Raw genomic sequence first — 25,024 nt, 5'->3', positions numbered from 1 at the left:
CCCCGTCAGGCCGTCACTCCGTCACGGCCTGAAGCGCAGCACCTGCGGGTCGTGGTCGCTGTTCTGCTCCGCGAACTCCGCGTTGATGTGCACGCTGTCGTAGCTGAAGTCGTCCGCGTCCCCCACCCCCGGGCTGGTCAGGATCTGGTCGAGGACCTGCGAGTTGCCCTGGTAGACGTAGGAGTAACGCTCGCTCCTTGGCAGCGACCTGACCGCCGAACGCAGCGCGCCGCCGTCCTCCAGGGCCTTGGTGGTCGCCGAGAACTCGTAGTCGTTGATGTCGCCGAGGACGACGACGTCGGCGTTCCGCTGCACCTTGCGGAGGTCCTTCACGAAGCCGTTCACCGCCTGCGCCTGCCGCAGCCGCTTGGCCTCGGAGGAGCGCACCGGCGGCTGGTGGTGCGAGGTCAGGCCCTCGTCGCCCCCCTTGGAGCCGAAGTGGTTGGCGATCACGAAGACCGTGCGGCCGCGGAAGACGAACTCGCCGGCCAGCGGCTTGCGGCTGTCCTCCCACGCCGTGTTCCGCGGATCCACGCGCCCGGGGGAGTGGCTCAGCGCGGCCCGCTTGCCCTCGCGCACGACCTCGGTGGGTGTCGTCGCGTCGCCGGGCGCGCGCTCGGTGAAGGAGACCCGCTCGGGGTTGTAGAGGAAGACCTGGCGGATGTTGCCGCCCGGCTCGCCGCCGTCCTTGTTGTTCTCCGGGTCGACGGACCGCCACGCGTAGCGCGGCCCGCCCGCGGCGACGACCGCGTCGGTGAACTTCTTCAGGGTCGCCTCCGCGGAGACCGTCCCGTCGTTCTTCGCGCCGTTGTCGTCCTGGATCTCCTCCAGGGCGACGATGTCGGGGGATGCGAGGTTGGAGACGACGGCGCCGGCGAGCGCGTCGAACTTCGCCTGCGGGTCGGTCGGGTCGAGGTTCTCCACGTTGTACGTGGCCACGGCGAGCTCGCCCTTGGCCTGGCGGCGGGTCTTCTCGCGCTTGAGACCCTTGCCGTCGACGGCGCCGAGCTCGCGGGCCACCAGGGTGTAGCCGCCGAACTGGTTGAAGTCCAGGGGCCCTTCGGCGCCGCCGCGCAGCACGTCACCGACGTCCGCCTTGGGGAAGGGGTGCTGGGCGACCGGGGCGAGCTGCTGGATCTGCAGCCGTCCGCCGTTCTGCGCGCCGTACGAGCCGTAGACGGTGCCGCCGCGCCGGTCGGCGTTCTCGTGCTTCTTCACCGTCACCCACAGCTCGTTGTACGGGTCGGTGGCGCCGACCACGCGCGAGGTGCCGACGCGCACGTTCATGCCCTCCAGCGACTCGTAGAAGTCGAGGGCGTACGAACGCGGCTTCAGCGGCAGCGCGTTGATGCTGTTGCCCTGGGCGGGGTCACCGGCGGGCGCGTACGCGGCGGGCACCGACCTCGCGTCGACGGTGACGGGCGCGGGCAGCGGGTTGCCGGACGACTCCACGGTCACCGTCGGCCTGGTGATCTGGGTGACGGACTGGTTGCCGGAGTTGCTGCCCCCGGGGACGTACTCCCCGACGGTCCCGGAGACCCGGACCGCGTCGCCCGGCCGCACGGTGGGCGCCGCCGAGCCGGTGAAGACGAAGACGGCCTCGCTGGTGGCCGGGTCCTGGTCGGCGGCGGTGTCGGCCGACTGGATCCAGAACCCCTTGGAGCCGTAGCCCCGGACGCCGGTCACGATGCCCGCGACGTCCGTGACCTGCTGTCCCGCCAGCGGCGAGAGGCGGGTGGTGCCCTGGAGGTCGTGGATGCCGACCTCGTCGGCGAGGGCGGCGGGCGAGGTGGCCGCGAGCAGGCCCGCCGCGAGGGCGGCGGTGACGACGGCGGCGACGGCGGCGGATCTCGGGGCGCGGGACGACGATATGCGAGGCATCGGGATCTCCGGATGAGGGTGAGAGGTCGGAGTGGGACCGCAGGCCCGTGGCGGGGGCTCTACGCGCGTCAATCTCTTGCGTGACCAGGGGAGTTGTCAAGGTTCCGCGGGTGGGCGTTACCTGTACGTCTTCTGACAGGGACATGAACCGGGCGGCATGGTGCCAAATCCGTCTAGGCTTGCGCCTTGCCGATCCGAACCCTCGGCGTCCCGCACCTTCGGAGGAGAACCAGCCGATGTCCGTAAGTCCCGCCACCCTGCCGCCGGTGCTGCTGCACTCCGAAGCGGAGCTCGCGCGGGCCGCGCTCGCCACGCCGCTGCTCTCCCGTGCCGTGCGGCTCGCCCGCTGGGCGGGGCCCGAGACCCGCGTCGGCGCGGGCGGCGAGCTCGTCGACGCCCAGCTCCCGGCGGCCGCCGCCGAGCTCGGCCTCACCGGCGAGGGCATCGACGAGTCGGACGCCGCCGCGTACGCGAGCGAGGCCTGGCGGATCGCGGTGGACACCGGCCTCGTCGAGGTCACGGACGCCGAGGAGGAGGGCGCGGAGGGCACCGTCACCCAGGGCGAGGACCTCGCGGCGCTCTCCGGCGGCAGCCCGCAGGACGTCCTCGGCATCTGGCTCGGCGCCCTCGACACCGTGTACGCGGACGCGACCGTGCCCGACATGGAGAACCTCCTTGACGTCCTGGAGGAGAACGGCCAGGTCGACTTCGACGAGCTCGGCTGGGACCCGCAGGCCGAGGCCGACTTCCTGGACGGCGTGCTCGGCAACCTCTACCTGCTCACCGTGGGCGACGGGGCGGCCGGCGAGGGCCCGGTGCCGCTGCCCGCGCTCGCCGCCTCGATGATCGTCCCCGACGACATGGGCGAGCCCACGGACGACATCCTGGAGCAGGTGTCGGACGCGATGATGAAGCTCGACGACCAGTTCCGGCTCTTCGAACCGCTCGGGCTCGTCGAGTACCAGCCGGTCGACGAGGCGCTCATGGCCGACATCGACGACGACGGCGCCGAGGAGCCCGCCCCGGTCGACGACGAGGACGTCAGCCGCTACGGCATGGTCCGCCTCACCCCGCTCGGCCTGTACGGCGTGCGCGCCCGCATGCTGGAGGCCGGCGTCGACGCGCCCGCCGTCGGCGACCTCGCCGACAAGGGCGCCGACGCGCTCCTGGCCGGCACCTCGGGCTTCCCGCAGGCCGCCGCCCAGGCGGAGATCGAGCAGTGGCTCGCCCGCCAGGAACCGCTCGACGCGGCAAGGGAGTTGCTGGCCGCGGCGCGCGGCGGCGACGAGGGCGCGCCGCTGCGCAGGCTCCGCTGCCAGCAGGCGCTCTCCCTGGTCGGCGGCGAGGCGGAGCCCGCGCTGCGCGCCGTCCTCGACGACCCGGAGCTCGGCGGTCTCGCCCGGGTGTGGCTCGCCGAGCACGGTGCCGCGGACGTGCCCGCGCCGTCGGAGGCGCTCATCTTCTGGCTGACCATCGACACGCTCGCCGCGCAGCTGGCCGCCGAGGGGAACTCCGACGAGCTGCAGGGCCTGGTCGAGGGGCTCGCGCAGCAGCACAGCGGCTTCTTCGCCACGGCGTGGCGCGTCGAGCACCCGGCCACCGCCGACGTCCTGGAGGCGATGGGGCGTCTGCACCCCGACAAGAAGGTCGCGAAGGAGGCCCGCAAGGCCGCTTTCAAGGCGCGGTCCCAGCAGGGCCTGTAAGGGAGATCCGCGGCAGAACCCGCGAGTACGCCGGACGGGCCGATGCCCCGGCCCGTCCGGCGCCCTGCCTCAGCCGGTGTAGCGGGTGGTGTGCTTGAACGACGACGAGGCGCCGTTGAAGCCGTACGTGCCCCGGTAGGCCGGCGGGTTCTGGTACTCGCCCACGATCGTGATCGTGTTCGCGCACGAGCCCTGCCCGGCCCGCTTGGCGTCGAGCCGTATCGTCTCGCCGATCGTGCCGCCGGTGATGTCCCACGGAGCGCCGCAGATCCCGGACGTGATCCGGCCCCCGGTCACCACGTGCGGATACGTGTTCGGGTTGTACGTCACCTCAAGGGCGAACGTGACGGCGCCGCTGTGCAGCGTGAGCTTGCACGTCGTCGTCAGGGCCTCGGCCGACACGTCGGCGGCCGGCGCGGCGAACGCCTCGTCGCGCGTCTTGACCTCGGCGCCCTGCGGATTGTGGAAGCGGTGCTCCGTACCCGCCTGGCCCCTCTGCTTGCGTGCCTGAGTGGTCATGGAAGACCCTCCTCCCGTCCTGACCGTCAGGCCAGCAGCTCGGCGATCTCCACGCGCAGCAGCGCGCGGACGTTCTCGATGTGGTTGACGATGGTCGCGACCGAGGAACCGGCGAAGAGCAGCCCCAGCGCGACGTCGTCCTGCGAGGTGACCAGCGAACCGGAGTCGCCGCCCGCCGAGATGTTCGTGGTGACGATCTGGTCCTTGAACCGGGCCGTGCCCGCCGTGCCGTAGTTCACGTCGACGGTCGCGTCGACCGCGATGATCCGGCCGAAGCTGATGTTCGTCGTCCTGCCGGTCTTCTTGACCAGGTCGCCGACGGCCACATTGGCCTTGCGCCGCCAGGCGCGCGGGGCGCGGCCGAAGTACTGCTCACGCGTCGCGTCCTGGAAGTCGACCGCGCCGAGCGCCGCGTCCACCACGTTGTTGTGCCGCTCCAGCGGGATCTGCGGGGCGAACTGGATGGTGATGAACCGCTCCAGCGTCGCGATGCGGTCCCCCGGATCCTGCCCGCCGTCGAAGACGCCCGGCTGCACGATGGCGCTGCCGAGCTGTGCCCGGTTGGAGTCGGCGAGCACGTGGTTGTTGGAGAGGATGTAGAACTTCGCCGGGACGCCGAGGCCGGAGCCCGGCGGGTCGACGGAGGCCCCGGGCAGGAAGTCGTAGACCACGCTGCCGAGCGTGCCCGCCGTCACCCGGACGTTGCCGACCGAGAAACCGGAGGGGCACGGACGCATCCGGCGCTTGAGGAGCTGCGGCTCGAACGCGCCGCGCCCGGCCAGCTCCTCGAGCTGCGGCTGGCCGAGCCCCGACAGCTGCTCGCTGATGCTGCCGTCGGGGTCGTACGCGCCGGGGGCGCGGTCCTCGGCCCGGCGGCCGCCCGGCCTGCTCTGCCTGCTGCGCTGGGCCGCGATGTGGCCCACCGCCACGATGTCGGTCGGGGTGCCGTCGTCCATCTGGCGCGGGACGACGTCCCGCTCCGGAAGCATGGACTCCGGGACCTTCTGGGTGACGAACACGATGACCGCGGGTTCGCCGGTGGGCTCTCCGTCGCTCCACTTCACGCCGTGGCCGAAGCCGACGACGTTGGCGAGCGGCTGCTGGGGCCGCAGGAAGTCGGACATCGCCTGCCTGCGGGAGCTGTCGGTCAGCTGGCCGCCGGTGGGTCCTCGCATCAGTTCGGGCTGGCTCACCACGCCAGACCACCTCTTCCCCTGTGGAGGGTGGGCGTTCCGGACCGTGCGCGGGCGTCGCTCTCGCTACGACCCGCCGTCCTGCGCGTCGACTTCGCCGATGGCGAGCACGCGTACGGGGACGCCGTCGAGCGTGTCCGGAACCACGTCTTCGTCACGGAGGCGGTCGCGGGGCACCCGATGGGTCACGAAGACGACGATCACGTCCTGACCCGAGTGCTCGTCCCTGCCGGTGCCGACTCCGGTGACATTGGCCAGCCGCATCAGCCGGCCCTCATGGAGGCTGCGTGCCTGATGTGCGTCCACTCGGCCCGCCTCCCCGCGCGGTGGTGCGTGTGCACGTACGTGCTGTCTATTGCCGTGGACAGCGCGGGTCAAGGTGTTCCGCGGTGATTCTTCGCCCCGCGGGTGGCGCGAGCCCCACAAAAACCTTTGGCGCCCCACCAGTTCACTCTCCTAAAGTGAGGCATTCGGCACCTCCCGGTGCGCAGGAAGCGGCTCCTTCCTTTCACGAAAAAGCGCCGCCGCCCCCTTGATCTCGGGAGGCGGCGGCAGGTGTGTGCCCGGTGCGAAGGCAACGGTTACTTCAGGGATCAGAGGGTTGCGGGTTCAAATCCCGTCACCGACTTCGGGTCGGTGTAGCTCAATCCGGTAGAGCATCCGAAATAAGTCCGTCGCCGCCGATGAACTCGGGCACACTCCTGCCGCATGTCTCCCCCCCTATACACCGCACGACTCGAATTCGGGGGAATTCTCATGGCTCGTTTCAACACCAGCTCCATCAAGGCGCTCGTCACATCGCCGGTGAAGTCGACCGGCCGCACCACCCGCACGCACGAGGGCGGCCGCGGACATCCGCGCGACGCCCGCTCCGAGCTCTTCCTGCTCGCCGTCGCGAACTTCGTCACGCAGCAGACCTTCTACGAGACGGGCGCGGCCCGCGACGACCGGTTCGCCGCGCTCGTGCGCCGCCTCGCCGTCGAGGACCCCGAGTGGACCGCGGGCCTCCTCGGCTGGCTGCGCGGCGAGGGCAACATGCGCACGGCCTCGATCGTCGGCGCCGCCGAGTACGTCCGGGCGCGCCTGGACGCGCACGCCACCGACGGCCCCACCGGCCGCCGCGTCGTCGACTCCGTGCTGCGCCGGCCCGACGAGCCCGGTGAGCTCCTCGGCTACTGGACGTCGACGTACGGCCGCGCCGTCCCCAAGCCCATCAAGCGCGGCATCGCCGACGCCGTACGGCGCCTCTACAGCGAGAAGGCGCTCCTGAAGTACGACACCGCGACCAAGGGGTACCGCTTCGGCGACATCCTCAACCTCGTGCACGCGGCGCCCGACCCCGCCAAGCCCTGGCAGGGCGACCTGTTCCGGTACGCGCTCGACCGCCGTCACCACCCGGAGACGGCCGTACCGCCCGAGGGCGCCCGCGTCCTGGCCGCGCACCGCGAGCTGATGGCCCTGCCCGTGGAGCGGCGGCGCGCGGTGGTCACCGGCGAGGGCGGCGCCGAGCGGCTCGCCGCCGCAGGCATGACCTGGGAGGCGCTGGCGGGCTGGCTGCAGGGGCCCATGGACAAGGCGGCCTGGGAGGCCGTGATCCCGTCGATGGGCGTCATGGCGCTCGTGCGCAACCTGCGCAACTTCGACGAGGCGGGCGTCTCGGACGAGGTCGCCGCGGGTGTCGCGGCGAAGCTCGCCGACGCCGAGACGGTCGCGAAGTCGCGGCAGTTCCCCTTCCGCTACCTCGCCGCGTACCGGCACGCGCCCTCGCTCCGCTGGTCGTACCCGCTGGAGCGGGCGCTCGGCCACTCGCTCGCGAACGTGCCGTCGCTGCCGGGCCGGACGCTGATCCTCGTCGACCGCTCCGGCTCGATGTGGTCGCCGCTGTCGGACCGCTCGCAGCTCAACCGCGCCGACGCGGCCGCCGTCTTCGGCACCGCGCTCGCCCTGCGGGCGGCCGACGCGGACCTGGTCCAGTTCGGCACCGGCAGCGCCCGGGTGAAGTACCGCGCGGGCGAGTCCGTCCTGAAGATCCTCGACCGCTTCGGCAGCCTCGGCGGCACCGACACCACCGGGGCGGTGCGGCGCTTCTACAAGAAGCACGACCGGGTCCTCATCGTCACCGACGAGCAGGCGGCGTACCACCACCACGGCGACCCGACCGAGCAGGTGCCTGCGGACGTCCCCGTCTACACCTGGAACCTCGCGGGGTACCGCGTGGGCCACGGAGCCTCCGGCAAGGGCAACCGACACGTCTTCGGCGGCCTCTCGGACGCGGCGTTCCGCATGGTGCCGCTGCTGGAGGCCGGACGGGACGCCGACTGGCCCTGGGCGGCGGCCTGAGACCGCCGGGCGCGGGCCGTCACCCGTGTCGCCCGTTCGGGTTCACATCCAGGGCGTGACACGGCGACCGCGGACCGTGACTTGTGTGTCTGTTCCATACCGATGTGAGGGCAGTGTGAGTACGGAGCATGGCCCCGCGGGCTCCCGGGGGCGCATACTGCGAACATGACCAGGCCCCCCGGCTCACGCCGCCACCTGCCGAACAGTCCCTTCAACGTGCCCGCCCCGCCCGCCCCACCCGTGGAGCACTTCGAGGTGGGCGACCGGGTCTCCCACGACCAGTACGGCCTCGGGAGGATCGTGGGCGTCGAGGGAGAGGACGCGGTGGTCATCGACTTCGCGGGCCGCCAGGGACGGTTCCTGAGCCCCTATCCGAAGCTGGCCAAGCTCTGATCCCGACGATCCGGCGGGCTCGAGGGGCGGCGGACCGCGCATGCGGCCCGCCGCCCCTCACCCGTTTCCGCCGCGTCCCTACAGGGCCTGCGCCGCCGGCTTCACCATGCCGCGCACCGTACGGGACTTCACGAACTGTCCCATCGCGGTCATGTCCCACTCGCCGCTGAACTGCCTGATCAGCTTCGCCATCATGACGCCCGTCTGCGCCTCGGCGTTGGTCAGGTCGAAGCGGACCAGCTCCTCGCCCGACGCCGCGTCGATGAGGCGGCAGTAGGCCTTGGCGACCTCCGTGAACTTCTGGCCGGAGAACGAGTTCACCGTGAAGACCAGGCCCGTGACGTCCTGAGGGAGCCGGCCGAGGTCGACGACGATCACCTCGTCGTCACCGCCGCCCTCGCCCGTGAGGTTGTCGCCGGAGTGCTTGATCGCGCCGTTCACGATCGAGAGCTTGCCGAAGTAGCAGCTGTCGACGTGGTTGCGCTGCGGGCCGTACGCGATGACGGAGGCGTCCAGGTCGATGTCCTTGCCGCGGAACGCGGGCTCCCAGCCGAGGCCCATCTTGACCTGTGAGAGCAGCGGGCGGCCGCCCTTGACCAGGGAGACCGTCTGGTTCTTCTGGAGGCTGACGCGGCCCTTGTCCAGGTTGATCTTCCCGGCGCCGGGGGCGGGCGCGGCGGGTGCCGCGGGAGCGGCCGGGGCGGGGGCCGCGAGCCGCGGGTCGGCGGCCGGCGGGGGCGGGCCCTGGACGGGCGGCCCGGACGGCGGCGCCATGGGGGCGGCGGCGGGCGGCGCCGGGGCGGGAGCGGGCTCCTCCACCGAGACGCCGAAGTCCGTCGCGATGCCCGCGAGGCCGTTCGCGTACCCCTGCCCGACCGCGCGGGCCTTCCACGCGCCGTTGCGCAGGTAGATCTCGACGATCACCAGGGCCGTCTCGGTGCCGAGCTGCGGCGGGGTGAACGTCGCGAGGACCGATCCGTCGTCGGCGTTGCGGATGGTGGCGGTGGGCTCGATGCCCTGGAAAGTCTGGCCCGCCGCGTCCGGGCTCGCGGTGACGACGATCTTCTCGATGCCGGGCGGCACGGCGGCCGTGTCGACGGTGACCTTGTCGGGTGTCGTACCGCCGCCCGACTGGTAGGTCACACCGGGCCCGGAGGGCTGGTTGAAGAAGATGAAGTCGTCGTCGGAGCGCACCTTGCCGTCGGCGGTGAGCAGCAGGCCCGATACGTCGAGCCGCACCGGAGCGGCGACGTCCACCGCCACGCGGGCGGCGGTCAGCGGGATGTTCGAGCCGGGGGTCATAGCTGTCATGCCAGGGGTAACGAACGACCCCGCTTTACCGTTCCCTTACCCGGCGGAGGTTTTTTCCGGTCCTTTTGCGGCGGGTCTCAGCCGCGGTTGCGGGGATGGGCGCGGGCGGCGCGTTCGTTGCCGTGCTTGTAATTGCCCGTCCAGCGGGCCATCACCAGCTGCGGATCGCCGCCGGCGACCTCGCCGAGGAACTGTTCGGCGCGGGCCCCGCGGACGGTTCCCGCGGCCCGTCCGCCGTGGGTGATGACGACGGTGCCGTCGGCACGCTGTTCGTAGGTGAATCCCTGAGGTCTCGGCATGGCCGGAGCGTACGTCCCGGCCATGCCGCGCCGGTATCGAATTACGCCACCACGGTCACGGCACCACCACGATCTTGCGGCCGGCCCCGGCGGCGAACCGGTCGAGCGCCCGCGGGTACTCCGTCAGCGGCAGCCGGTCGCTGATGAACACGTCCGGGTCGAGGACGCCGCCCGCGAACAGCTCGGCGGCCCGCTCGTAGCTGTGCAGCACCGCCATCGAACCGGTGATGGTGATCTCCTGGTTGTAGATGCGGTACGGGTCGATGCTCACGCGCGTGGCGTAGTCGGCGACCCCGAACTGGAGGAACGTGCCCGCTTTCGCGACCCGCCCGAGGCCGTCCTGGATCGCGGCCGCGTTGCCGGTCGCGTCGATGACGACGTCCCAGCCCTGCGGACGGTCCAGCTCGTCCGGGTCGGCCGCCGACCCGGAGACGCCCAGCTGGCGCGCGGTGGTGAGCCGGTCCGCGTTCAGGTCGACGACGTCCACGCTGGCCGCGCCGGTGCGCTTGGCGAGCTCCAGCATCATCAGGCCCATCGTCCCCGAGCCGTAGATCAGCACGTGGGCGCCGAGCCGGGTGCGCAGCACGTCGTAGCCGCGCACGGCACAGGAGAGCGGTTCGATGAGGGCGGCGTCCTGGGTGCGCACGTGGTCGGGGAGGCGCACGCAGTTCGCGGCGGGTGCCACCGCGTACTGGGCGGCGCCGCCCGCCGTGGTCACGCCGATCGCGGCCCACCGCTCGCAGAGGTTGCCCCGCCCGTCCCGGCAGTAGCGGCACTCGTGGCAGTGCAGGGAGGGGTCCACGGCCACCCGGTCGCCGAGCGAGAGCGTACGGACGTCGCTGCCGAGCGCGACGACCTCGCCGGCGAACTCGTGCCCCGGCACGACCGGCAGGGTGGGCGCGAACTCGCCCTGGAGGATGTGCAGGTCGGTCCCGCACAGGCCGCACGCGGCGACCTCGACGACGACCTCGCGGGGGCCCGGTGTGGGGTCGGGCAGCTCCCCGACGACGGCCTTGCCGACGGACTCGATGATGGCGGCCTTCACTTGACGGCTCCCAACGACAGGCCCTGGACCAGCTTGTCCTGGGCGGCGAACCCCGCGGCGAGCACCGGCAGGGAGATGACGAGCGACGCGGCGCACACCTTCGCGAGGAACAGTCCCTGGCTGGTGATGAAGCCGGTCAGGAAGACGGGCGCGGTCTGGGCGACGACGCCCGTGAGCACCCGGGCGAAGAGGAGTTCGTTCCAGCTGAAGATGAAACAGATCAGGGAGGTCGCGGCGATCCCGGGCAGCGCGATGGGGGCCACCACGCGCGTGAGGATCGTCGGCAGCCGGGCCCCGTCGATCTGCGCGGCCTCGATGACCGGCTTCGGGACCTCGGCGAGGAACGACTGCATCATCCACACCGCGATCGGCAGGTTCATCGAGGTGTAGAGCAGGACGAGCAGCCAGATGTTGTCGAGCAGGCCGGTGTTCTTGGCGAAGAGGTAGATCGGCAGGAGTCCCGCCACGACCGGCAGCATCTTGGTGGAGAGAAAGAAGAAGAGCACGTCCGTCCACTTCTTCACGGGCCTGATCGACAGTGCGTACGCGGCCGGGAGCGCGAGGACGAGCACGCACAGGGTGGAGACGACGGACGCGACGCCCGAGTTGATGAGCGACGGCCAGGGGCTCGCGCCGCCGCCCGCGCCGAAGAACTCGCGGTAGCCGTCGAGGGTGAGCGAGGCGGCGAGCAAGGGCGGGTTGGTCGCGGCGTCCTCCTCCGCGTGGAAGGAGGTCAGCGCCATCCAGGCGACGGGCAGGAAGAACAGGATCCCGGCGAACCAGGCGATCAGACCGAGCGCGGAACCGCGGGCGCGGGTACGGGACTTCACGGCGGCGGCCATCAGCGGGAGACCTCCTCGCGGAAGAGGGACGAGACGACCCGCAGCGCGAAGGTCGCGATGACGAGCGAGCCGATGACGACGAGGACGCCGGCCGCGGAGGCCAGGCCGTTCTCGTGGGCCTGGTAGAAGCTCTGGTAGACGGTGTAGGGCAGGTTGGCGGTGCCGAGGCCGCCTGAGGTGATGGTGAAGACGGCGTCGAAGTTCTGCACGATGTAGATCGAGCCGAGCAGCGCGCCCAGTTCGAGGTAGCGGCGCAGGTGCGGCAGGGTCAGGTGGCGGAAGACCTGCCAGCTGCCGGCGCCGTCCATGCGGGCCGCCTCGATCAGTTCGGGGTCGCGGCTCTGCAGCCCGGCGAGCAGGATCAGCATCATGAAGGGCGTCCACTGCCACACCAGGGAGGCCTCGACGGCGAGGAGCGGGGTGCGGGAGATCCAGTCGGGCTGGGCCGCGGAGTCCCCGCCGATCCAGTGCAGGACGCCGTTGAAGAGCCCGTACTCGGGGTTGTAGAGCACGTGTTTCCACAGCAGCGCGGCGGCCACGGGTACCAGGAGGAACGGCGCGATGAGCAGGGTGCGCACCAGGCCGCGGCCGCGGAAGCGCCGGTTCAGCAGCAGGGCGAGGCCGAGTCCGGCGAGCAGGCTCACCAGGACGACGGTGGCCGTGAGGAGGATGGTGGTCAGCACGGACTTGCGCAGGTCGGGGTCGGTGAGGACCTCGGTGTAGTTGTCGAGACCGGTGAAGCTGCGGGCGTCCGGGTAGAGGGCGTTCCAGTCGAAGAAGGAGATCACCAGGGTGGCCACGAACGGCAGTTGGGTCACGGCGATCATGAAGATGAGCGCGGGCAGCAGCGGCGCCCTGGTGGCCCAGGCGCGGAGCCGTCCCGGTGGTCCCGGTGTCTTCGCGTCGGGCACGCGCGTGTGCCCGACGGTGGTGGTGCTCGCGGTGGCGGTCATCGTCCCTCGTACTCCTCGGAGATCTTCTCGGCGAGCTCCTGTGACGTGGCCAGGGCCGACTCGACGGACTTGCGTCCGGCGATGGCCGCGCTGATCTCCTGGGAGACCTTGGTGCCGAGGTCGGTGAATTCGGGGATGCCGACGAACTGGATGCCGGGCGCCGGGCGGGGCTGCAGGCCGGGGTCGCGGGGCTTGGCCCCTTCGATGGCGGCGCGGGTGACGTCCTGGAAGGCGGCGGCTTCCTTGCGGTAGGCGGGGTTCGCGTAGGTCGACGCCCGCTTGCCCGCGGGCACGTTCGACCAGCCGGTCTTCTCCCCGACGAGCTTCTCGTACTCCTTGCCCGACGCCCAGGAGATGAACTTCCAGGCCTTGTCCGGGTTGGGGGAGGCCTTCTGCATGCCCCAGGCCCAGGTGTAGAGCCATCCGGAGCTCTCGGTCCGCGCCACCGGGGCGGCGACGTAACCGATCTTCCCCTTCACCGGGGAACCGGCGGACTCCAGCGAACCGGCCGCGGCCGTCGCGTCGTACCACATGGCCGTCTTGCCCTGGGTGAGGTTGTTGAGGCACTCGGCGTAGCCGGACTGCGCGGCGCCGGACTCGCCGTGGTCGCGAACGAGGTCTACGTAGAAGCGGGTTGCCTTTTCGAACTCGGGGGAGTCGAGCCGCGCCTTCCAGTCCTTGTCGAACCAGGTGCCGCCGAAGGTGTTCACCACGGTCGTCAGCGGCGCCATCACCTCGCCCCAGCCGGGCAGCCCGCGCAGGCAGATGCCCTTCATCCCGGGCTCCTTGCCGTCCACCCGCGCGGCGAGCTTCGCGACCTGCTGCCAGGTGGGGTGGTCGGGCATGGTCAGGCCGGCCTTTTCGAAGACGTCCTTGCGGTACATCAGGAAGGACGACTCCCCGTAGAAGGGCTGCCCGTAGAGCTTGCCGTCGTTGCCCGTGAGGGACTGGCGCATGGGCGCCAGGATGTCCTTCTCGTCGTACGTGGTGTCCTTGCGGGCGTATGAACCGACCTCGTGCAGCCAGCCGTTCCTCGCGTAGATCGGTATCTCGTAGTTGCTGAGCGTCGCGACGTCGTACTGCCTGGCCTGGTTGGCGAAGTCCTGGCTGATCTTGTCGCGGACGTCGTTCTCCGGCAGGACGGTGAAGTTCACCTTGATGCCCGTCTCCTTGGTGAAGTGGGCGGCGGTGAGCTTCTGCAACTCGACCATCTGCGGGTTGTTCACCATGAGGACGTTGAGGGAGTCGCCGCCGGAACCGGACCCGCCGGCACCGGTCCAGCAGCCGGCGAGCAGCGGGGCGAGCAGCGCCCCTGCGGAGGCCGCGGCGAGCGCGCGGGGCCGCCGCCGGCTCGGGGTTCGCATGAATCGCTCCTGAACATTGAGGGGCAATAAGGGAGGAAAGGGGCGCGTCTGGACGTGCGAAAGGGGGGAGGGGGACGGGGGAGGCGGGAGGGTGGCGGGGCGTCAGGCGCGGACGACCTGCGGGCCCAGGAGGGAGTAGCGGTGCGCCTCGGACGCGGGCAGCCGGCTGCTGGTGACGATCGTGTCCAGGTCGCCGATCCCCGCGAACCGGCAGAAGCTCGTCGCCCCGAACTTCGTGTGCACGCCCAGGAAGACCGTGCGCCGCGACGCCCTGATGGCCTGCGCCTTCACCTCGCTCACGGCGGGGTCGGGCGTCGTCAGGCCGTGTTCGCGGGAGATGCCGTTGGCGCCGATGTACGCCAGGTCGATGACGAACCCGGCGAGCATGCGGGTGGTCCAGTGGTCGACGGTGGCGAGGGTGCCGGGGCGCACCCGCCCGCCGAGCAGCAGGACGGAGACGTTGTCGGCGTCGGCGAGGATGCCGGCGGTAGCAAGGGAGGCGGTGACCACGGTCAGCGAGCGGCCCGCCGCGGCCTCGGGCAGGGCCTCGGCGGTCAGCTGCGGGGTGAAGCCCTCGTCGACGAAGACCGTCTCGGCGTCGCCGAGGAGGTCCGCGGCGGCGGCCGCGATGCGCCGCTTCTCCGGTACGTGCATGGTGGTGCGGAAGGCGAGGGTGGTCTCGAACCCCGCGCTCTCCACGGGGTAGGCGCCGCCGTGGGTGCGGCGGACCAGGCCGTGGTCCTCCAGGGCCCGCAGATCGCGGCGGACGGTCTCCTTGGCCACGCCGAGTTCCCCGGCGAGCGCCGTCACGTCGACGGAGCCGGAGTGGCGGGCCGCGTTGACGATCCGCCGCTGACGCTCCTCCGCGGTCATCGGTGGCACCTTCCTTCCCCTGGGTGCGGTGCCCGTTCGGGCCCCGTGGGGAAGTTCTACAGCGCGGGCAACGCGGGTGACCAGGCTCGCAGTCGACACGATGCTGCCCGTTTGTGCCCGCTTGGCGGGGCGGCTGCCTGTGCGGGGGGTCTCCGGCGTGCCCGTTTGGGGGGCCGGATGTGCCCGTTCGCTGCCCGAGTGGTCCGGCCCGAACGGTCGCGGAGCGCCGGGCCGGTGCCGCGCCGCCCGCCCCGGCGCGGTCCGGTCAGTACGGCCACACCGGCGGGTTGGTGCAGAAGTGGCCGCCCAGGTGCGCGTGGTCGGGGTCGGCCGGGTCCAGCTCGCCCTGTTCGGCGATGAGCTTCGCCGCGTACGGCTCGGAGTCGTCGCGCGGGTCGTAGCCGAGTGCCCGGGCGGACGAGAGGTCCCACCACAGGCGGGTGTTGGCGGACGAGCCGTAGACCACGGTGTGCCCGACGTCCTCGGCGGTGAGCGCGGCGTGGAAGAGGCGGGCGCCGTCGTCGGGGCTCATCCAGACCGACAGCATCCGCACGCTGGTCGGCTCGGGGAAGCACGAGCCGATGCGGACCGAGACGGTCTCGATGCCGTGCTTGTCCCAGTAGAACTGGGCGAGGTCCTCGCCGAAGGACTTCGACAGGCCGTAGAAGGTGTCGGGGCGGCGCGGGGTGTCGACCGGGATCAGCGGGTCGTCGCCCCGGGGGCGCGGGGTGAAGCCCACCACGTGGTTGGAGGAGGCGAAGACGATCCGCCGCACGCCCTCCTCGCGGGCCGCCTCGTAGAGGTTGTACGTCCCCTCGATGTTGGCCCGGAGGATCTTGTCGAAGGTGGACTCCAGGGAGATGCCCGCCAGATGCAGGACCGCGTCGACGCCGCGCACGGCCTCGCGCAGCGCCGCCCGGTCGGAGAGGTCGGCGCGCACGGCCCCGGGCTCGTCGGCGAGGGCCCGCACGTCGAGCAGGCGCAGGTCGTAGCCGTAAGGGGGGAGGAGTCCGCGCATCAGGGTGCCGACGCCGCCTGCGGCGCCGGTGAGCAGGACGGTGCGGGGAGCGGGCATGGCGGGGTCTCCTCGGGCGGCCGTGTCGTGTCGCGGACACACGCATGTACAGACTGACGTACAGGATTCACATCCGTAGACACGCTAGGGATCTTCGGTGCGCCGCGTCAAGGGGGTGGCGGAGACGGTAAATCCGCCGCTGGGTGGGGAGTTCACCCGCTTGACCGGGCCCGACGGGGCGCCTTAGCGTGGTCGTGTTCAGGGATATGGACATGAATCAGAAACATGCACGCTTAGGGAGAGCCCGTGACGTCAGCCCCCCTCGCATCCCGACTCCGCGTCCCCAGCGGGCCGCTGTTCTTCCCGGTCACCGCGTACGGGCCCGACGGCACCCCCGACCCGGACGTCTTCCGGGCCCACGTGCGGGAAGGCGTCGAGGCGGGCGCCGCGGCGGTCTTCGCCTGCTGCGGCACGGGCGAGTTCCACGCCCTGGACCCCGAGGAGTTCCGGGAGTGCGTCGCCGCCGCCGTCGACGAGACGGCGGGGCGGGTCCCCGTGATCGCGGGCGCCGGGTACGGCACCGCGCTCGCCGTGCGGTACGCGCGCCTCGCCGAGGAGGCCGGCGCCGACGGGCTGCTCGCCATGCCGCCCTACCTCGTCGTCGCCGAACAGGAGGGACTGATCAGGCACTACACCGAACTCGCCGCGGCCACCTCCCTGGACGTCATCGTCTACCAGCGCGACAACGCCGTCCTCACCCCCGAGACGGTCGTCGAGCTGGCGCGCACGGACGGCATCATCGGCTTCAAGGACGGCCTCGGCGACATGGACCTGATGCAGCGCACCGTCAGCGCGGTGCGCGGCGAATTCCCGGGCGATTTCCTGTACTTCAACGGCCTGCCGACCGCCGAGCTGACCGGCCTCGCCTACCGCGGCATCGGCGTGACCCTCTACTCCTCGGCGGTCTTCTGCTTCGCCCCCGACATCGCGCTCGCCTTCCACCGCGCGTTCAACGCCGGTACGCCGCAGGGCGACGCCACCGTGAACCGCCTCGTCGACGGCTTCTACCGGCCCTTCGTCGACCTGCGCACCCTCGGCCGCGGCTACGCCGTCTCCCTCGTCAAGGCGGGCGTGCGGCTCGGCGGCCTGGACGTCGGCCCGGTGCGGCCACCGCTGCACGAACCCGCCGCCGAACACGTCAAGCGGCTCGCGGAACTCGTCGAACGGGGGCGGGAACTGCTGCGGGACGACGCCCCCGAGGCCCCCGGTGGCTCGGGGGAGGAGGCGTGAGGGCCGCCGCCTTCCTCTACCCCTGGGACGTCGTCGGCGACCCCGGCGCGCCCGACCGCCTCGCCGCCCTCGGCATCCGCCAGGTCACCCTGGCCGCCGCCTACCACTCCACGCGCGCGCTGACCCCTCGCCACCCGCGCCACCGCATCGTCACCGCCGCCCACGCCGCCGTCCTCTACCCGCCGGGCGGCCACTGGGAGGGGCGCGAGCCGCGGCCGTACCCCGCCGGCGACTGGGCGCCTGGCGACGCCTACGGAGAGGCGGCACGCGCCCTCGGCGACGCCGGGATCGAGGTGCACAGCTGGGTCGTCCTCGCCCACAACTCCCGGATGGGCGAGGACCATCCGGCGACCTCCGTGGTGAACGCCCACGGAGACCGCTACCCCTGGGCGCCCTGCATCGCCCGGCCCGCCACGCGCGCGTACCTGGTCGACCTCGCCGCCGAAGCCGCCGTACGCCCCGGCACGCACGGCACCGAACTGGAGTCCTGCGGCTGGTACGGCCTGGCCCACCTGCACGCCCACGACAAGATCGCTGGGGTCACCCTCGGCGAGGCCGGGCAGTACCTCATGTCGCTGTGCTTCTGCTCCTCCTGCCAGGAGGGGTACGCCGGACAGGGCCTCGATCCCGAGGAGCTCGCGGTCACCGTGCGCCGCGCCATGGAGTCCGTGTGGCGGGGCGCGGGCGAGGGGGACGGTGGCTGGAGGGTCGTCGAGAGGCTCATCGGGGAGGGCAGGGCGGCCGCCACGCGCGCGTGGCGAGAAGGGGCTGCCCGTACCCTCCAGGAGGCCTGCGTCGCCGCGGTCCGCGCGGCCGCGCGTGCCACCGGCCGCGACTTCCAAGTGCTGCTCCACGCCGACCCGGTGAGCCACCACTGCGGCGCGAACGCGGGCGTCGACCCCGCGCACATCCTCGGCGTCGCCGACGGCGTTGTCGTCCCCTGCACGGGCGGCCCGCACCTGCTGACGCCCTTCGCCGGGCGGGGCGGTGGAGGGACGGTCCTGGCCGCCAACCTCACCGTGGTGAGCGGCATGGGCGGCAGCCCCGCCACGCTCGCCGCCGACGCGGCACGGGCGGCGCGCCTCGGTGCCACCGAACTCCGGCTCTACCACGCCGGGTTGGCGTCGGACCGCGACCTCGCCCTCGTCAAGGAGGGCCTGGCCGCGCTGCCGGATCTCGTCGCCTCTTCAGCGCTCCCCTCCGGCCCGTCCGACCTGTCTGACGCGTCCGCGCCGTCGCCCCTTCCGGGCGCGGAGTGAGCAACGATACGGTCCGGTCGGCGCCCACAGTCGGCAGGCCGACGTCCGAGGCTGTGACCGCTCTCAAGCGCCGGGCGGAGGCACCGTGACCCGCTCCCGCGTGCGGGGCCTCAGCAGCGGTGCGGCCGTCAGGAGCCGCGCCCCCGCCAGCACCACCAGCAGGGCCCGGAAATCGACGCTCTCCACGAGGACCGCGCCCGCCGCGATGCCCACCGCCGTCGGCGCGAACATCAAGGTGCTCGCGGTCGCCGCCACCCGTCCCACGAGCGCGTCCGGAGTCTCGCGCTGCACGGCCGTGAGGCCCGCGATGAGCACGCACGGCAGCCCGACGCCGTTGGTGAAGGAGGCCGTCAGGACCGCCGCGTCGCTCGGCACCACGTTCAGGACCAGCGCCACGCAGGTCAGCGCGATCCCCGCCCCGGCGAACCGGCGCGGCCCCAACCGCCGCATCAACGCCCCCGAAGCCACGCCCACCACCACGGAACCGGCGCCCTGCGCCACATACAGGACGCCGGTGTATGACGGGGCGCGGCCGAGCCCCTCGACGATCGCGAAGACCGTCGCGCCGCTCACCCCCGAACTCAGCATCGTCAGGCCGCCCGCCACCACCAAGGGCCGCAGCCGCTCGTGCCCCCACAGATACCGGGCCCCTTGCGCGGTCCTCTCCCGCAGCGACGCACGGTCGGGCACCGGCCGGCTCTCCGACACCCGCAGCAGCGCGAACATCCCCGCCGCGAGCACGAACGTCACCGCGTCGAGGAGAGCCACCCGGGCCCCGCCGTACGCGGCGAACAGGCCCGCCCCCGCCAGCGGCGCCACCAGCTTCATGCCCTCGTTCGCGGACATCCGCAGCCCGTTGAAGTCACCGAGCAGCTCCTTGTCGACGGCGGTCGCGACCAGGGCTGCCTCCGCCGCGTCCGCGACGACGCCGCACGCCCCGTACACCACCAGGACGGCGAAGAGGATCCACAGCCGTCCTTCGCTGTCGACTGCGAAGAGGGAGAGCAGCAGCGCGCCCAGCGCGAGATTGACGGCCACGAGGAGCGGTCTGCGCCGTGTGCGGTCGGCGAGGGTGCCGAGCAGGGGGCCGACGAGGCTGGGCAGCCAGAGGGCGAACTGGCAGAGCGCGGCGAGTCCGTCGGACCCCGTCAGCTCCTTCACCCAGACGCCCGAGGCCAGCCAGAGCGCGGAGCTCCCGAAGCCGGACACCACCACCGCTCCCAGATACAGCCCCGCGTTGCGGTCCCGCAGGACGCGCCCGATCGTCGATGTCATGCCTGGCGATGCTGGCGTCTAAGGCCCCGGCGGCGGTATCGGTCGCTTTCCCTAGGCGGGCGGCGATGAGTTCGCGGCGCCCGGCGGGTCTACAGGGGAGAGATACCGAGACAGCCGCCTTACGACCCGGGAGCCACGCCCATGACCGACCATGACGCCGACGCCCGCACGGACAGCGCCGACGACCTCCTCGACCTCGGCCCGCAGGCCCGCGTCGTGGCGCGGATCGCCGGGCGGATCACGGACGAGCAGCTCGCCGCGCCCACCCCCTGTCCCGACTACGCCGTGCGCCATCTCCTAGGCCATGTGCTCGGTCTCGCCGGGGCCTTCCGGCAGGCCGCCCGCAAGGAGTTCGGGCCCGGCCTCGACCAGGCCCCCGGCGACGTCCTGCCCGACCTCGGCCCCGACTGGCGCACCGAACTCCCCGAGGCGCTCGACGCCATGGCCTCGGCGTGGCGCGATCCGGCGGCCTGGCAGGGGATGACCCGCGCGGGCGGCATCGACCTGCCCGGCGCGGTGGCGGGGCTCGTCGCCGCGGACGAACTGGTGGTCCACGGCTGGGACTTGGCGCGGGCCACCGGGCAGGAGTACACGCCGGACGAGGCGAACCTCGCGGCGGCGCGGGCACTTCTCGCGCCGGGCGGGGACACGGTGGCAGGGGATGGTGCCGACGGGCCTGAAGGGTTGTTCGGGCCTGTGGTGCGGGTGCCGGAGGGGGCGCCGTTGCTGGACCTGGTCATCGGGCTCAGCGGGCGTGACCCGGGGTGGCCGGCCGAGGGGTGAGGGCGGGGCCCTGAGGCCCTTGGCTGTTTCGGCCGTCGCGCCTTGGGTGCGGGGCCGCGGGGGTATGTGCGTACTCGCCATCCCTGCGCCACGCCGTGCGGACAAAGACGCCAGTGTTTCCTCGGTGCTCCGTTCGCACATACCCCCACGTCCCCTCCCGTCTCGTGGGCGGGTCTCGGCCGGTGGGATCTTGGGGCTCTTGGGGCTGGACCAGGTATGGATCAGGTAAAGGGTCCTGCTGTGGTCTCCCCAGGGGTGGGTCGATGCGCGTAGACAGTCCTTGACCTGCCCGAACCCTGATGCGGAGACGCAACACATGCGCAAGTCCCTACGCGTGGCCGGCCTGGCCACCGCCTGCACCGTCGCCGGTGCCGCCCTCTACACCGCCGGTGCCGCCGGCGCGGACCAGGCCGAGGCGCGCCCCACCAAGGAGCCCCACAACATAGGCCTCCTCGTCGGCGAGATCGACGCCTACTACGGCGCCTCCAAGGATGCCGACGGCGTGTGGAAGTCCTCGCCCGACAGCCCGTACGCCAAGGACCTGGCCCGCATCCAGGCCAAGGCGAAGAAGGACATCAGGAAGGCCGCGCACCACACCCGGCACGGCAAGAAGCCGGCGATCGTCCTCGACGTCGACGACACCGCGCTGCTCAGCTTCGACTACGAGAAGTCGACCAACTACACGTACAACAACGACAGTTGGAACGCCTACGTCAAGGAGGCCAAGCGCCCCGCCGTCTTCGGCATGCCGGAGCTGGTCGCGTACGCCAAGCGCAAGGGTGTCGAGGTCTTCTTCCTCACCGGGCTCGCCGAGCCGCTGCGAGAGGGTGCCGTGACCAACCTCGCGCGGGCGGGCTACGACACCGCACTCGACCGCGGCCACGTCTTCACCAAGGACAAGGCGAACCCGCCCGCCTACCTGAAGGACTGCGCGACGCCCGCGGCCTGGAACTGCACCACCGTCCAGTTCAAGGAGGGCACCCGCAAGTACATCGAGTCGACCGGCTACGACATCGTCGGCAGCTTCGGCGACCAGGCCTCCGACCTCGCGGGCGGATACGCCGACAAGACGTACAAGCTCCCCAACCCGACGTACTACGTGGGCTGACCGGCCTGCCTCGGCTGTCGGGAGTCGACGGCGCTAGATAGGTTGCATTCCTGACTAGGTCGCTTTACGGTCTAGGTAGCTCAGACGCTCGGGGGTCGCGTGCTCATGTGCGCGGCCCCCTCGGGAAGGGGGACCCATGACCATCTCGCCGGACTTCTCGGTGGCATCGACCGCCGTCGCGGCCGTTCTCGCCGCCTATCTGCTCCTCGGCGAACCCTGGGCCGGCCGCCGCATGTACGGCTCGCTGGCCCGCCGCAGGGACGCCGAACCCCGCGCCCTCGTCCGCTACTTCGGCCTCGTCCTCGCCTGCTGGTGGAGCATGGCCGCCCTCGCCGTGGCGGCGCTGCTGCTCTCGCCCGGCACCGACGCCGCCGACTTCGGGCTCGCCGCGCCGGAGCGGCCCGGCTATGCCGTCACCGCGATCCTCCTCACCGCGGCGGCCGCCGTCGCCTCCGCGCGGAACTTCCGCGACCTCGCCCGGCGGGACCGGAACGTGCCGGGGCTCGCCGCCATCGAGGCGATGCTGCCGCGCACCCCCGCCGAGCGCCGGCTCGCGATCGCCGTCGCCGTGACCGACGGCCTCGCCGCCGAACTGGTCTACCGCGGACTCCTCATCGCCTTCGGCGTCGGAGCACTCGGACTCGACCTCTACGCGGCGGCCGGCCTGTCGGTCCTCGTCTACGCGCTCGCCGGGTTCTACCAGGGCCGCCAGGGCATCCTCGCCTTCGGCTGCTTCGGCGCGGTCTTCGCCGGCCTCTACCTCACGACGGGCAGCCTGCTGGCCCCCGCCGCCGTCCACGTCATCCTGTCCGTACGCGATCTGACGCTGCCGGCGCCGGATCGGGTGCGCCCCGCGCACGCCGCGCACGCCGCCTGAAAGGCAGAGTGACGAAATGACAGCCGACCGCCGCGCCAGCTGGTTCAAGGGCGTACTCGACCTCCTCGTACTGGCCAGCCTCACCGACGGCGAGAGCTACGGCTACGAGATCGCCAAGGTGCTCGGACTCGCCGGCTTCGGCCAGATCAAGGGCGGCACGCTCTACCCGGTCCTCAACCGACTGGAGGAAGCCGGCCTCGTCTCCGCGGAGTTCCGCGCCACCGAGAAGGGGCCCGGCCGCCGCTACTACCGGCTCACCGACGCCGGGCGCGCGACCCTCGGCGAACAGGGCGGCCTGTGGCTCGCCTTCGATGCATCCGTACGCGAAGTCCTCGCGAAGGCAGGAGTGGACCCACGATGAACACCACGAACGCGCGGTTCGCGCAGGACGCGTACCTTCTCGACCTCGCCGAACGGCTGCGGGCGCACGGCCTGCCCGCCGACCGCGTGGAGGCGACCGTCACCGACCTCGCCGCACACCTGGAGGAGTCCGGCGCCGACGACGCCGAGGCCGAGTTCGGGCCCGCCGGGGAGTTCGCCGCGCAGCTGGTGCCCGCCGCGGGGGAGCGGGCACCGCTGGCGCCGGGCGATCAGGTGGAGACCTGGCGCTGGACCGCCGACACCTACGTCGACGAAGAGCTCCTGAACCGCTTCGGCGACGAGGGCTGGGAGGTGGAGCGCGTCGACGCCCTGGGCCGGTTCGTCAGCCACCGGGACGTGGCGCAGCCCCAGCGCTGGGAGTACCGGCGCGAGCTCGTCACGCGCGGCCGCGAGAACCTGGACGAGCGGCTCGCCCCCGACGGCTGGGAGCCGTGCGGGAACTGGATCATCTACGCCTGGTTCAAGCGGCCCCGCGCGGCGAGCGTCGGCCCCGCGGCCCGGGTGGAGTCACCGCCGCCGGTGCCGGCACGGTCCAGCTTCTTCAGCCGCAAGTTCTACGCCCTGCTGGCCGCGCTCGCCCTTGCGGTGGCGGCGACGGGTATCGCGACGGCGCTGGACGACGGCGAGGCGAGCTCGGGCCTCGGCTTCGTGACCGGCCTGCTCGCCGGAGCGGGGGCGGTCGTGGCTCTCGCGGGGGCCACGGCGGCGCTGGGATCCCTTCGGAGGCGACGGAAGCAGGGGCGGGGGAGCGGCCCTCTCTGACCGGCGGGGGCGGGGCGGGGGTGGCGGCGCGGGACGAGGGTCGGGGTGACCCTCGGCTCCCGCCCCGGCCCGCTACCTTCCCGGCCTCACCCCTTCAGGGCCGCCGCCATCATCGCCTTGGCGATCGGTGCCGCCAGGCCGTTGCCGCTGACCTCGTCGCGGGCCGCGCTCGACGACTCGATCATCACCGCGACCGCCACCTGCTTGCCGTCACCGCCCTTGGCGTACGACGTGAACCAGGCGTACGGCGTCTTGCTGTTGTTCTCGCCGTGCTGGGCCGTGCCCGTCTTGCCGCCGACCGTCGCGCCGCCGATCTTCGCATTCGAACCGGTGCCCTTGTCGACGACCGTCTGCATCGCCGACTGGAGCCCCTCGGCGGTGGACTCGCTCATGACGCGCTGGGAGGCGGGGTCGTCGTACTTCTCCAGGACGTCACCGCCGGAGTCGCTGATCCGGGAGACCATGTGCGGCTTGACGAGCTCGCCGCCGTTGGCGATCGCCGCCGAGACCATCGACATCTGCAGCGGCGTCGCCGTCACGTCGAACTGGCCGATGCCCGACAGGGCGGTCTGCGCCTTGTCCATGTCGGACGGGTAGACGCTCTTGGCCGCGCGCACCGGGACGTCCAGTTTGTCCGCGTTGAAGCCCAGCTTCTCCGCCATCGCCGCGACCTTGTCCTTGCCGAGGTCGACGGCCATCTTCGCGAAGACGTTGTTGCAGGAGTACTGGAGTGCCGTGCGGATGTCGGCGTTCTCGCAGGGGGCCGAGCGGTTCTCGTTCCTCAGGACCGTCCGCGTGCCGGGCAGCGTGTACGGGTTCGGGCTGGATGTCTTCGTGTCCACCGAGTCGTAGAGGCCGTCCTCCAGGGCCGCCGCCGCGACGACCAGCTTGAAGGTCGAACCGGGCGGGAGCGGCTGGCGCATCGCGCGGTTGACCATCGGCTTCTCCTTGTCGGTGGTCAGCTTCTTCCACGCCGCGGAGTCCGTCGAGCCGCTGATCTTCGACGGGTCGTACGACGGGGTGGAGACCATGCCGAGGATCTCGCCGGTCTCGGGGTCCATGGCGACCGCCGCGCCCTTGGTGTCGCCCAGCGCCTTGAACCCGGCCTTCTGCACCGCGGGATCGATGGTCGTCACGACGTCGCCGGGGTCGGCACGCTTGTTGGTGAGCGTGTCGAGAGGGGTCTTCAGGCGGTTGTCGGTGCCGTCCAGGAGGTCCTTGTAGATGCCTTCGAGCTGCGTGGCGCCGTAGACCTGGGAGCTGTAGCCCGTGACGGGCGCGTACAGGGCGCCGTCCTTGTAGGTGCGTTTGTACGCGAGGTCTCCGCCTTTCGTCCGCTCGGAGCCGGTGATCGCCTCACCGCCCACGATGATGTCGCCCAGCGGGTTCGCGTACTGCTCGATCGCGTTGCGCCGGTTGTGCTTGTCGTCCGCGAGCGCCTTCGAGTCGTGGAACTGCACCCATGTCGTCCGTATCAGCAGAGCGAGCACGAGCAGCAGCGTGAAGACCGAGACGCGCCTGATCGTCTTGTTCATCCCACGGGAGGACGAGCGGCGGG

General features: G+C 71.9%; 24 protein-coding genes. 10 read left to right on the top strand and 14 right to left on the bottom strand.

What is annotated here, in order from left to right:
* Positions 1–21 precede the first annotated feature (21 nt).
* Complete coding sequence (locus tag ACZ7DY_RS31165; RefSeq protein ID WP_471141232.1) at positions 22–1,881, bottom strand: endonuclease/exonuclease/phosphatase family protein; 1,860 nt, start codon at positions 1,879–1,881, stop codon at positions 22–24.
* A 236-nt stretch (positions 1,882–2,117) separates the two neighbouring features.
* Here ACZ7DY_RS31165 and ACZ7DY_RS31160 point away from each other — a divergent pair, with 236 nt between their 5' ends.
* A complete protein-coding gene (locus ACZ7DY_RS31160) occupies positions 2,118–3,584 on the top strand; it encodes a hypothetical protein (protein WP_471141229.1) in 1,467 nt (488 codons plus the stop codon).
* 69 nt (positions 3,585–3,653) lie between these two features.
* Here ACZ7DY_RS31160 and ACZ7DY_RS31155 read toward each other — a convergent pair whose 3' ends face one another.
* The 3 genes from ACZ7DY_RS31155 to ACZ7DY_RS31145 all read right to left on the bottom strand — a co-directional run bounded on the left by ACZ7DY_RS31155 (position 3,654) and on the right by ACZ7DY_RS31145 (position 5,602).
* Positions 3,654–4,103: a hypothetical protein gene (locus ACZ7DY_RS31155; RefSeq protein ID WP_471141227.1), complete on the bottom strand. Its 450-nt coding sequence runs from the start codon at positions 4,101–4,103 to the stop codon at positions 3,654–3,656.
* A 26-nt stretch (positions 4,104–4,129) separates the two neighbouring features.
* Positions 4,130–5,296 (bottom strand): chymotrypsin family serine protease, encoded by a 1,167-nt coding sequence (locus tag ACZ7DY_RS31150; RefSeq protein WP_471141224.1) that lies wholly within the window; start codon positions 5,294–5,296, stop codon positions 4,130–4,132.
* Between the two features lie 66 nt (positions 5,297–5,362).
* Positions 5,363–5,602: a hypothetical protein gene (locus ACZ7DY_RS31145; protein ID WP_361727140.1), complete on the bottom strand. Its 240-nt coding sequence runs from the start codon at positions 5,600–5,602 to the stop codon at positions 5,363–5,365.
* Between the two features lie 450 nt (positions 5,603–6,052).
* On the opposite strand from ACZ7DY_RS31145, the gene ACZ7DY_RS31140 reads away from it, so the two are divergent.
* Together ACZ7DY_RS31140 and ACZ7DY_RS31135 are read left to right on the top strand one after the other, a co-directional pair.
* The gene (locus ACZ7DY_RS31140; RefSeq protein WP_471141221.1) at positions 6,053–7,636 is read left to right on the top strand and encodes a TROVE domain-containing protein; all 1,584 of its coding nucleotides are present in this window, start codon (positions 6,053–6,055) and stop codon (positions 7,634–7,636) included.
* A gap of 165 nt (positions 7,637–7,801) precedes the next feature.
* On the top strand, positions 7,802–8,029 hold the full coding sequence (locus ACZ7DY_RS31135; RefSeq protein ID WP_055564387.1) for a CarD family transcriptional regulator: 228 nt from the start codon (positions 7,802–7,804) through the stop codon (positions 8,027–8,029).
* A 78-nt stretch (positions 8,030–8,107) separates the two neighbouring features.
* Here ACZ7DY_RS31135 and ACZ7DY_RS31130 read toward each other — a convergent pair whose 3' ends face one another.
* The 8 genes from ACZ7DY_RS31130 to ACZ7DY_RS31095 all read right to left on the bottom strand — a co-directional run bounded on the left by ACZ7DY_RS31130 (position 8,108) and on the right by ACZ7DY_RS31095 (position 15,791).
* Positions 8,108–9,331 carry a TerD family protein gene (locus tag ACZ7DY_RS31130; RefSeq protein ID WP_471141913.1) on the bottom strand — a complete coding sequence of 408 codons (1,224 nt, stop codon included), beginning with the start codon at positions 9,329–9,331 and terminating at the stop codon, positions 8,108–8,110.
* Positions 9,332–9,417: 86 nt separating this feature from the next.
* A complete protein-coding gene (locus ACZ7DY_RS31125; protein WP_471141218.1) occupies positions 9,418–9,639 on the bottom strand; it encodes a hypothetical protein in 222 nt (73 codons plus the stop codon).
* Positions 9,640–9,694: 55 nt separating this feature from the next.
* Positions 9,695–10,684 carry a zinc-dependent alcohol dehydrogenase family protein gene (locus ACZ7DY_RS31120; RefSeq protein ID WP_471141215.1) on the bottom strand — a complete coding sequence of 330 codons (990 nt, stop codon included), beginning with the start codon at positions 10,682–10,684 and terminating at the stop codon, positions 9,695–9,697.
* Positions 10,681–11,526, bottom strand: a complete 846-nt coding sequence (locus ACZ7DY_RS31115; protein ID WP_471141212.1) for a carbohydrate ABC transporter permease — start codon at positions 11,524–11,526, stop codon at positions 10,681–10,683. The genes ACZ7DY_RS31120 and ACZ7DY_RS31115 overlap by 4 nt, the downstream gene beginning before the upstream one ends.
* Complete coding sequence (locus tag ACZ7DY_RS31110; RefSeq protein WP_471141210.1) at positions 11,526–12,479, bottom strand: carbohydrate ABC transporter permease; 954 nt, start codon at positions 12,477–12,479, stop codon at positions 11,526–11,528. The genes ACZ7DY_RS31115 and ACZ7DY_RS31110 overlap by 1 nt, the downstream gene beginning before the upstream one ends.
* On the bottom strand, positions 12,476–13,843 hold the full coding sequence (locus ACZ7DY_RS31105; RefSeq protein ID WP_471141207.1) for an ABC transporter substrate-binding protein: 1,368 nt from the start codon (positions 13,841–13,843) through the stop codon (positions 12,476–12,478). Before ACZ7DY_RS31105 ends, ACZ7DY_RS31110 begins: the two co-directional genes overlap by 4 nt.
* A 102-nt stretch (positions 13,844–13,945) precedes the next feature.
* A complete protein-coding gene (locus ACZ7DY_RS31100; protein WP_471141204.1) occupies positions 13,946–14,716 on the bottom strand; it encodes a DeoR/GlpR family DNA-binding transcription regulator in 771 nt (256 codons plus the stop codon).
* A gap of 265 nt (positions 14,717–14,981) precedes the next feature.
* The gene (locus ACZ7DY_RS31095) at positions 14,982–15,791 is read right to left on the bottom strand and encodes an NAD-dependent epimerase/dehydratase family protein (protein WP_471141201.1); all 810 of its coding nucleotides are present in this window, start codon (positions 15,789–15,791) and stop codon (positions 14,982–14,984) included.
* Positions 15,792–16,037: 246 nt separating this feature from the next.
* Here ACZ7DY_RS31095 and ACZ7DY_RS31090 point away from each other — a divergent pair, with 246 nt between their 5' ends.
* Positions 16,038–17,021: a 5-dehydro-4-deoxyglucarate dehydratase gene (locus tag ACZ7DY_RS31090; RefSeq protein ID WP_471141198.1), complete on the top strand. Its 984-nt coding sequence runs from the start codon at positions 16,038–16,040 to the stop codon at positions 17,019–17,021.
* The gene (locus ACZ7DY_RS31085; RefSeq protein ID WP_471141195.1) at positions 17,018–18,280 is read left to right on the top strand and encodes a hypothetical protein; all 1,263 of its coding nucleotides are present in this window, start codon (positions 17,018–17,020) and stop codon (positions 18,278–18,280) included. Before ACZ7DY_RS31090 ends, ACZ7DY_RS31085 begins: the two co-directional genes overlap by 4 nt.
* 63 nt (positions 18,281–18,343) lie before the next feature.
* Here ACZ7DY_RS31085 and ACZ7DY_RS31080 read toward each other — a convergent pair whose 3' ends face one another.
* The gene (locus ACZ7DY_RS31080) at positions 18,344–19,555 is read right to left on the bottom strand and encodes an MFS transporter (RefSeq protein WP_471141192.1); all 1,212 of its coding nucleotides are present in this window, start codon (positions 19,553–19,555) and stop codon (positions 18,344–18,346) included.
* Positions 19,556–19,696: 141 nt separating this feature from the next.
* Between ACZ7DY_RS31080 and ACZ7DY_RS31075 the strand changes: the two genes are divergently transcribed.
* The 5 genes from ACZ7DY_RS31075 (at position 19,697) to ACZ7DY_RS31055 (ending at position 23,466) form a co-directional block, all read left to right on the top strand.
* Positions 19,697–20,338, top strand: a complete 642-nt coding sequence (locus tag ACZ7DY_RS31075; RefSeq protein ID WP_471141189.1) for a TIGR03086 family metal-binding protein — start codon at positions 19,697–19,699, stop codon at positions 20,336–20,338.
* A 316-nt stretch (positions 20,339–20,654) separates the two neighbouring features.
* Entirely contained in the window at positions 20,655–21,446 is a 792-nt protein-coding gene (locus ACZ7DY_RS31070) for an HAD family acid phosphatase (RefSeq protein WP_471141186.1), read from the top strand.
* 136 nt (positions 21,447–21,582) lie between these two features.
* The gene (locus ACZ7DY_RS31065) at positions 21,583–22,323 is read left to right on the top strand and encodes a CPBP family intramembrane glutamic endopeptidase (protein ID WP_471141183.1); all 741 of its coding nucleotides are present in this window, start codon (positions 21,583–21,585) and stop codon (positions 22,321–22,323) included.
* A 16-nt stretch (positions 22,324–22,339) separates the two neighbouring features.
* Positions 22,340–22,684, top strand: a complete 345-nt coding sequence (locus ACZ7DY_RS31060; protein ID WP_471141180.1) for a PadR family transcriptional regulator — start codon at positions 22,340–22,342, stop codon at positions 22,682–22,684.
* A complete protein-coding gene (locus tag ACZ7DY_RS31055; protein WP_471141177.1) occupies positions 22,681–23,466 on the top strand; it encodes a hypothetical protein in 786 nt (261 codons plus the stop codon). The genes ACZ7DY_RS31060 and ACZ7DY_RS31055 overlap by 4 nt, the downstream gene beginning before the upstream one ends.
* 86 nt (positions 23,467–23,552) lie before the next feature.
* Here the strand turns inward: ACZ7DY_RS31055 and ACZ7DY_RS31050 are convergent, their stop codons facing one another.
* Positions 23,553–25,001: a peptidoglycan D,D-transpeptidase FtsI family protein gene (locus tag ACZ7DY_RS31050; RefSeq protein WP_471141174.1), complete on the bottom strand. Its 1,449-nt coding sequence runs from the start codon at positions 24,999–25,001 to the stop codon at positions 23,553–23,555.
* Positions 25,002–25,024: the final 23 nt, after the last annotated feature.

The organism is Streptomyces sp. NPDC037013, from assembly GCF_055607265.1.
This window is presented reverse-complemented; position numbering and strand designations above follow the sequence as displayed.

Bases quoted from the DNA above. Each gene is read 5' to 3' on its own strand.
- ACZ7DY_RS31070 (WP_471141186.1), top strand. From the start codon at position 20,655: ATGCGCAAGTCCCTACGCGTGGCCGGCCTGGCCACCGCCTGCACCGTC.
- ACZ7DY_RS31165 (WP_471141232.1), bottom strand. From the start codon at position 1,881: ATGCCTCGCATATCGTCGTCCCGCGCCCCGAGATCCGCCGCCGTCGCC.
- ACZ7DY_RS31135 (WP_055564387.1), top strand. From the start codon at position 7,802: ATGACCAGGCCCCCCGGCTCACGCCGCCACCTGCCGAACAGTCCCTTC.
- ACZ7DY_RS31050 (WP_471141174.1), bottom strand. From the start codon at position 25,001: ATGAACAAGACGATCAGGCGCGTCTCGGTCTTCACGCTGCTGCTCGTG.
- ACZ7DY_RS31115 (WP_471141212.1), bottom strand. From the start codon at position 11,526: ATGGCCGCCGCCGTGAAGTCCCGTACCCGCGCCCGCGGTTCCGCGCTC.
- ACZ7DY_RS31080 (WP_471141192.1), bottom strand. From the start codon at position 19,555: ATGACATCGACGATCGGGCGCGTCCTGCGGGACCGCAACGCGGGGCTG.
- ACZ7DY_RS31105 (WP_471141207.1), bottom strand. From the start codon at position 13,843: ATGCGAACCCCGAGCCGGCGGCGGCCCCGCGCGCTCGCCGCGGCCTCC.
- ACZ7DY_RS31130 (WP_471141913.1), bottom strand. From the start codon at position 9,331: ATGACCCCCGGCTCGAACATCCCGCTGACCGCCGCCCGCGTGGCGGTG.
- ACZ7DY_RS31095 (WP_471141201.1), bottom strand. From the start codon at position 15,791: ATGCCCGCTCCCCGCACCGTCCTGCTCACCGGCGCCGCAGGCGGCGTC.
- ACZ7DY_RS31140 (WP_471141221.1), top strand. From the start codon at position 6,053: ATGGCTCGTTTCAACACCAGCTCCATCAAGGCGCTCGTCACATCGCCG.
- ACZ7DY_RS31110 (WP_471141210.1), bottom strand. From the start codon at position 12,479: ATGACCGCCACCGCGAGCACCACCACCGTCGGGCACACGCGCGTGCCC.
- ACZ7DY_RS31060 (WP_471141180.1), top strand. From the start codon at position 22,340: ATGACAGCCGACCGCCGCGCCAGCTGGTTCAAGGGCGTACTCGACCTC.
- ACZ7DY_RS31155 (WP_471141227.1), bottom strand. From the start codon at position 4,103: ATGACCACTCAGGCACGCAAGCAGAGGGGCCAGGCGGGTACGGAGCAC.
- ACZ7DY_RS31100 (WP_471141204.1), bottom strand. From the start codon at position 14,716: ATGACCGCGGAGGAGCGTCAGCGGCGGATCGTCAACGCGGCCCGCCAC.
- ACZ7DY_RS31065 (WP_471141183.1), top strand. From the start codon at position 21,583: ATGACCATCTCGCCGGACTTCTCGGTGGCATCGACCGCCGTCGCGGCC.
- ACZ7DY_RS31075 (WP_471141189.1), top strand. From the start codon at position 19,697: ATGACCGACCATGACGCCGACGCCCGCACGGACAGCGCCGACGACCTC.
- ACZ7DY_RS31125 (WP_471141218.1), bottom strand. From the start codon at position 9,639: ATGCCGAGACCTCAGGGATTCACCTACGAACAGCGTGCCGACGGCACC.
- ACZ7DY_RS31055 (WP_471141177.1), top strand. From the start codon at position 22,681: ATGAACACCACGAACGCGCGGTTCGCGCAGGACGCGTACCTTCTCGAC.
- ACZ7DY_RS31160 (WP_471141229.1), top strand. From the start codon at position 2,118: ATGTCCGTAAGTCCCGCCACCCTGCCGCCGGTGCTGCTGCACTCCGAA.